Raw genomic sequence first — 6168 nt, 5'->3', positions numbered from 1 at the left:
GGTGTAATGGGGCGCGTTGCCGCCCCCTCCGGGAAGGGACCCATGCACGAGATGTCGATCGCCGAAGCCGTCGTCGAGCAGGTGGAGACGGCCGCGCGCGAACACGGGGCCCCCGGGGTGGCACGGGTGCGGCTGCGGGTGGGCGAGTTGGCCGGCGTGGTGCCCGAGGCCCTCGACTTCTGCTTCGAACTCGCCTGCGCCGGAACGCTGGTGGCGGGCGCGGCGCTGGACACCGAGTCCGTGGCGGCCCGGGCCCGCTGCGCCCCCTGCGCGGTCGAGTGGGCGGTCGGCATGCCGCCGGACCTCGGCTGCCCGAGCTGCTCCGGCGGTGGCGGCGTGGAGCTGCTGTCCGGCCGCGAGCTGCAGATCCTCGACGTCGAGTGGGCCGGGAACGCTGACGTCCGGGCCGAACAGAAAGGCTGATGCCGATGTGCCGCACGGTCGACCTCCGTCAGGCGGTCCTCGCCCGCAACGACGACAGCGCCCGCGGGCTGCGGGCGGCGCTGGCCGCGCGGGGGACGGTCGCGGTGAACCTGCTGTCCAGCCCCGGCAGCGGCAAGACCGCGCTGCTGGAGGCCGAGTTGGGGCTCGCCCGGCGGCGCGGGGTGGCGGTCGCCGCGCTGACCGCCGACCTCGCCACCGAGAACGACGCGCGCCGGCTGGCCCGCTCGGGCGCCCCGGTGAAGCAGGTGCTCACCGACGGGCTCTGCCACCTGGAGGCGCGGATGCTCGCCGGGCACCTGGACGGCTGGCTGCCGGACGACTGCCGGCTGCTGTTCGTGGAGAACGTCGGCAACCTGGTCTGCCCGGCCTCCTACGACCTCGGCGAGACGCTGCGGGTGGTGCTGGCCTCGGTGACCGAGGGCGAGGACAAGCCGCTCAAGTACCCGACGGCCTTCGGGCTGGCCAACCTGGTGCTGGTGACCAAGGCCGACCTCGCCGCGGCGGCCGAGTTCGACAAGGCCGCGTTCCTGGCCAACGTCCAGCGGGTCAACCCCGGGGTGGAGGTGCTGAACACCTCGGCCCGGACGGGCCAGGGCGTCGGGGCGCTGCTGGACCGGGCGCTGGGCGTCCTGGCCGGGGCGCGGCCGCACCGGCCGGTGATGGCCGCGGCGGCGCCGCACGACCACGGGCACGACCACCGGCACGATCACGGGCGCGATCACGACCATGGGCACGGCCACGACCACGCGCACGAGCACGGCCACGGCCACTCCGCCGTGGGGGAGCGCGCGTGACGGCCGCCCACCCCGGGCTCGACCGCGAGCGGCGGCGGGTCGCCGTCCGCGGCCTGGTGCAGGGGGTCGGCTTCCGGCCGTTCGTCCACACGCTGGCCGGCGAACTCGGACTGGCCGGCACCGTCACCAACACCGGCGAGGGCGTCCTGGTCGAGGTCGAGGGCAGCCCGGAGGCCCTGGACGCCTTCTGCCGGCGGGTGGCCGGCGACGCGCCGCCGCTCGCCCAGGTGTACGCGGTCGAGCACGCGCCGCTCGCCGCCACCGGCGCCACCGGCTTCCGCATCGTCCCGTCCCGCCCCGACGGCCCCCGCGCCACCCTGATCCCGCCCGACACCGCCGTCTGCGCCGACTGCCTGGCCGAACTCGCCGATCCGGCCGACCGCCGCCACCGGCACCCGTTCATCAGCTGCACCAACTGCGGCCCCCGGCACACCATCGTCACCGGCCTGCCGTACGACCGGGCCAACACCACCATGGCCGGCTTCCCGCTGTGCCCGGACTGCGCCCGGGAGTACGCCGACCCCGCCGACCGCCGCTTCCACGCCCAGCCCGTCGCCTGCCACGCCTGCGGGCCCCGGCTCGCGCTGACCGTGCCCGGGCGCCCCGGCCTGGGTGGGGAGCAGGCCCTGGCGGAGGCCCGGCGGCTGCTGGCCGACGGCGCGGTCCTCGCCGTCAAGGGCATCGGCGGCTACCACCTCGCCTGCGACGCGCGCGACGCCACCGCCGTCGCCCTGCTGCGCCGGCGCAAGCGGCGCGGCCGCAAGCCCTTCGCCGTGATGGCCCGCGACCTCGCCACCGTCGAGGGCCTGCTGCCCGTCGGCCCGGTCGAGCGGGAACTGCTCACCGGGCCGGTGCGGCCGATCGTCCTGCTGCGCCGCACGGGTCTGCCGGTGCCCGAGGGCGTGGCCCCGGGCAGCCCCGACCTCGGGGTGATGCTCCCGTACACGCCGCTGCACCACCTGCTGCTCGCCGCCCCCGGGCCGGACCTGCTGGTGATGACCAGCGCCAACCTCTCCGGCGAGCCGATCGTCACCGAGGACCGGGACGCGCTGGAGCGGCTCGCCCCGCTCGTCGACGGCTGGCTCGGCCACGACCGGCCGATCCACGTGCCCTGCGAGGACTCGGTGGTGCGGGTGGTGGACGGCGAGCAGCTGCCGCTGCGCCGCTCGCGCGGGTACGCCCCACTGCCCGTCCCGCTGCCGGTGCCCGTCCGCCCGGCGCTGGCGGTCGGCGGCGACCTGAAGAACACCTTCGCGCTGGCCCGGGACGGCTACGCCTGGCTGTCCGGCCACATCGGCGACATGGACGACCTGGCCACCCTGCGGGCCTTCGACCGGGCGGTCGAGCAACTCGGCACGGTCAGCGGGGTACGGCCCGAACTCCTGGTCGCCGACCGGCACCCCGGCTACCGCTCGCTCCGGCACGCCGAGCGGATGGCCACCGGCCGGCCGGTGCACCGGGTGCAGCACCACCACGCCCACATCGCCGCGGTGATGGCCGAGCACGGACTGGACGGCAGCCGCCCGGTGCTCGGGGTGGCCTTCGACGGCACCGGCTACGGCGCGGACGGCGCGGTCTGGGGCGGCGAGGTGCTGCTGGCCGACTACGACGGGTTCCGCCGCCTCGCCCACCTCGGGTACGTGCCGCTGCCGGGCGGGGACGCGGCCGTCGAGCGCCCGTACCGGACGGCGCTGGCCCACCTGCGCGCGGCCGGGCTGCCCTGGCTGCCGGAACTGCCACCGGTCCGGGCCTGCGGAGAGGCGGAACTCGGGCTTCTGGAGCGGCAGTTGGAGCGGCGACTGAACAGCCTGCCGAGCTCCAGCATGGGGCGGCTCTTCGACGCGGTGTCCTCGCTCGCCGGGGTCTGTCACCGGGCCGGGTACGAGGCCCAGGCGGCGATCGAACTGGAGGCGGCGGCCTGCGAGTTCGGCTACGCGGTCGGGCTGTCGGCGCGGGCGGACGGCGGCTACGCGTTCGGGCTGTCGGCGCGGGCCGGCGGCTGGACCGCCGACCCCGGGCCGGTGCTGGCCGCCGTGGTGGCCGACGTGACCGCGGGCGCCCCCGCGGGCCTGGTCGCCGCCCGCTTCCACGGGGCGGTGGTCGACCTGGTCCGGCGGAGCTGCGCGGCCGTCCGGGACCGGTACGGCACCACCACGGTGGCGCTCAGCGGCGGGGTCTTCGCCAACGCGCTGCTCTCCTCGGCCTGCGCGAGCGGCCTCGGGGAGGACGGATTCACGGTACTGCGGCACCGCCGGGTGCCGCCCAACGACGGTGGTCTGGCGCTCGGCCAGCTGATGGTGGCCGCCCGGTCGGCGGCCGCCCGGGAGGAGTGAGAGCGGATGTGCCTGGCTGTGCCCGGCAGGGTGACGGAGATCGGGGAGCGGGACGGGGCGAGGATGGCGGTGATGGACTTCGGCGGCGTGGTCAAGGACGTGTGCCTGGAGTACCTGCCGGACCTGGCGGTGGGGGACTACGCGATCGTTCACGTGGGCTTCGCGCTGCAGCGCCTGGACGAGGGTTCGGCCCGGCGCACCCTCGCCCTCTTCGAGGAACTCGGGCTGTTGCAGGAGGAGTTCGGCGATCCCTGGGAGGCCGCCGGGGCGGCGGCGGGCTCTGGGACCGAGGCTGAGGAGGCCGGACGGTGAAGTACCTGGAGGAGTTCCGCAACCCCGAGCTGGCCGCCGGGCTGCTCGCCGACATCAGGGCGACGGTCACCCGGCCGTGGGCGCTGATGGAGGTCTGCGGCGGTCAGACGCACAGCATCATCCGGCACGCCATCGACCAACTCCTGCCCGAGGAGGTCGAGTTGATCCACGGTCCGGGCTGCCCGGTGTGCGTCACCCCGCTGGAGACGATCGACCGGGCACTGGCGATCGCGGCCCGGCCGGGGGTGGTCTTCTGCTCCTTCGGCGACATGCTGCGGGTGCCCGGCACCGACCGGGACCTGTTCCGGGTCCGCGGCGAGGGCGGCGACGTCCGGGTGGTGTACTCGCCGCTGGACGCCCTGCGGATCGCCCGGGAGAACCCGGACCGGGAGGTGGTCTTCTTCGGCATCGGCTTCGAGACCACCGCCCCGCCGAACGCCATGGCCGTCCACCTGGCCAGCAAGCAGCGGCTGCGCAACTTCAGCATGCTGGTCTCGCACGTCCGGGTGCCGCCCGCGATCGAGGCGATCATGGACTCGCCGGACTGCCGGGTCCAGGGCTTCCTCGCCGCCGGGCACGTGTGCAGCGTGATGGGCACCGCCGAGTACCCGGCGCTGGCCGAACGCCACCGGGTGCCGATCGTCGTCACCGGCTTCGAACCGCTGGACATCCTGGAGGGCATCCGGCGCACCGTACGGCAGTTGGAGCGCGGGGAGCACACCGTCGACAACGCCTACCCGCGGGCCGTCCGCCCCGAGGGCAACCCGGCGGCCCGCGCCATGCTGGAGGACGTCTTCGAGGTTGCCGACCGCCCCTGGCGGGGCATCGGGGTGATCCCGCGCAGCGGCTGGCGGCTCTCGCCGCGCTACCGCGACCACGACGCCGAGCACCGCTTCGACGTCGGCGGGATCACCACCCGCGAACCCGCCGCGTGCCGCAGCGGCGAGGTGCTGCAGGGGCTGCTGAAGCCCCACCAGTGCGAGGCCTTCGGCACCGTCTGCACACCGCGCACGCCGCTCGGCGCCACGATGGTGTCCAGCGAGGGGGCGTGCGCGGCGTACTACCTGTACCGGCGGCTGGGCGTGCCGGGGACGTCCGTCCGGGGCCAGGACGCCCAGGTACTCCAGGAGCTTCAGGAGCCGCAGGAGGCGGGTCGCGTTGGCTGACACCGAACTGCTGAGTGGCCCGGGGGTGGATCCGGGCACCGGGCGGCCCGACTTCTCCGGCTGGAGCTGTCCGCTGCCGCTGCGCGACCACCCCCGGGTGGTGATGGGCCACGGCGGCGGCGGGGCGATGTCCGCCGAGCTGGTGGAGAACCTGTTCGCGCCGGCCTTCGGCGGCCCCGTGCTCGCCGGGCTCGGCGACTCCGCCGTGCTGGAGCTGGGCGGCGCCCGGCTCGCCTTCTCCACCGACTCCTACGTGGTGCGGCCGCTGTTCTTCCCCGGCGGCTGCATCGGCGACCTCGCGGTCAACGGCACGGTCAACGACCTCGCGATGAGCGGGGCCCGGGCGGCCTACCTGTCCTGCGGCTTCATCCTGGAGGAGGGGGTGGAGATGGCCGTGGTGGACCGGGTCGCCCGGGCGCTCGGCGCCGCCGCCCGTACCGCCGGGGTCGAGATCGCCACCGGGGACACCAAGGTGGTCGAGGCCGGACACGGGGACGGCGTCTACCTGAACACCGCCGGCATCGGGATCGTCCCGGCCGGGGTCGACATCCGGCCGCAGCGCGCCCGCCCCGGCGACGTGGTGATCGTCAGCGGGCCGATCGGGCTGCACGGGGTGGCGATCATGAGCGTCCGGGAGGGCCTGGAGTTCGGGGTCGAGGTGCGCAGCGACAGCGCGGCGCTCGGCGGCCTGGTCGAGGCGATGCTCGCGGCCACCGCCGACCTGCACGTGCTGCGCGACCCCACCCGGGGCGGCCTGGCCGCGGCGCTCAACGAGATCGCCGTCGCGGCCGGGGTGGGCGTGGTGCTCAGCGAACGCGCCGTCCCCGTCCCGGAGCCGGTGGCCAACGCCTGCTCCGTGCTGGGCCTGGACCCGATGTACATCGCCAACGAGGGCCGGCTGGTCGCCTTCGTCCCGCGCGGCTCGGCGGACGCGGTGCTCGCGGCCATGCGCGCCCACCCGCTCGGCGCGGAGGCGGTGGTGATCGGCGAGTGCGTCGAGGAGCACCCGGGGATGGTCGTCGCCCGGACCGGCTTCGGCGGCACCCGGGTGGTCGACCTGCCGATGGGCGAACAGCTGCCGCGGATCTGCTGAGGGCGCGTACGCCGCCGCCCCGGGAG

At 75.7% G+C, this 6168-nt stretch carries 6 protein-coding genes; all 6 read left to right on the top strand.

Annotation, left to right across the window (positions count from 1 at the left end):
- Positions 1–42: 42 nt before the first annotated feature.
- From hypA to hypE, 6 genes are read left to right on the top strand one after another with little or no spacing between them, the layout of a single operon-like run.
- Positions 43–423, top strand: a complete 381-nt coding sequence (gene hypA / locus ACFU6K_RS28320; RefSeq protein WP_380667688.1) for a hydrogenase maturation nickel metallochaperone HypA — start codon at positions 43–45, stop codon at positions 421–423.
- Positions 424–428: 5 nt separating this feature from the next.
- Positions 429–1238 (top strand): hydrogenase nickel incorporation protein HypB, encoded by an 810-nt coding sequence (hypB, locus tag ACFU6K_RS28315; protein ID WP_380667686.1) that lies wholly within the window; start codon positions 429–431, stop codon positions 1236–1238.
- Positions 1235–3571 (top strand): carbamoyltransferase HypF, encoded by a 2337-nt coding sequence (gene hypF / locus ACFU6K_RS28310; RefSeq protein ID WP_380667684.1) that lies wholly within the window; start codon positions 1235–1237, stop codon positions 3569–3571. The genes hypB and hypF overlap by 4 nt, the downstream gene beginning before the upstream one ends.
- A 6-nt stretch (positions 3572–3577) precedes the next feature.
- Entirely contained in the window at positions 3578–3883 is a 306-nt protein-coding gene (locus ACFU6K_RS28305; protein ID WP_380667682.1) for a HypC/HybG/HupF family hydrogenase formation chaperone, read from the top strand.
- Positions 3880–5049 (top strand): hydrogenase formation protein HypD, encoded by a 1170-nt coding sequence (gene hypD / locus ACFU6K_RS28300; protein WP_380667680.1) that lies wholly within the window; start codon positions 3880–3882, stop codon positions 5047–5049. The genes ACFU6K_RS28305 and hypD overlap by 4 nt, the downstream gene beginning before the upstream one ends.
- A complete protein-coding gene (hypE, locus tag ACFU6K_RS28295) occupies positions 5042–6142 on the top strand; it encodes a hydrogenase expression/formation protein HypE (RefSeq protein WP_380667678.1) in 1101 nt (366 codons plus the stop codon). The genes hypD and hypE overlap by 8 nt, the downstream gene beginning before the upstream one ends.
- The last annotated feature ends 26 nt before the right edge of the window (positions 6143–6168 follow it).

Origin of the sequence: Kitasatospora sp. NPDC057512, from assembly GCF_042802135.1 — a bacterium.
Classification (GTDB): domain Bacteria; phylum Actinomycetota; class Actinomycetes; order Streptomycetales; family Streptomycetaceae; genus Kitasatospora.
This window is presented reverse-complemented; position numbering and strand designations above follow the sequence as displayed.

What these genes read in the sequence shown, in the direction of transcription:
- hypA (WP_380667688.1), top strand. Translation starts at nt 43, where the DNA reads ATGCACGAGATGTCGATCGCCGAAGCCGTCGTCGAGCAGGTGGAGACG.
- hypB (WP_380667686.1), top strand. Translation starts at nt 429, where the DNA reads ATGTGCCGCACGGTCGACCTCCGTCAGGCGGTCCTCGCCCGCAACGAC.
- ACFU6K_RS28305 (WP_380667682.1), top strand. Translation starts at nt 3,578, where the DNA reads ATGTGCCTGGCTGTGCCCGGCAGGGTGACGGAGATCGGGGAGCGGGAC.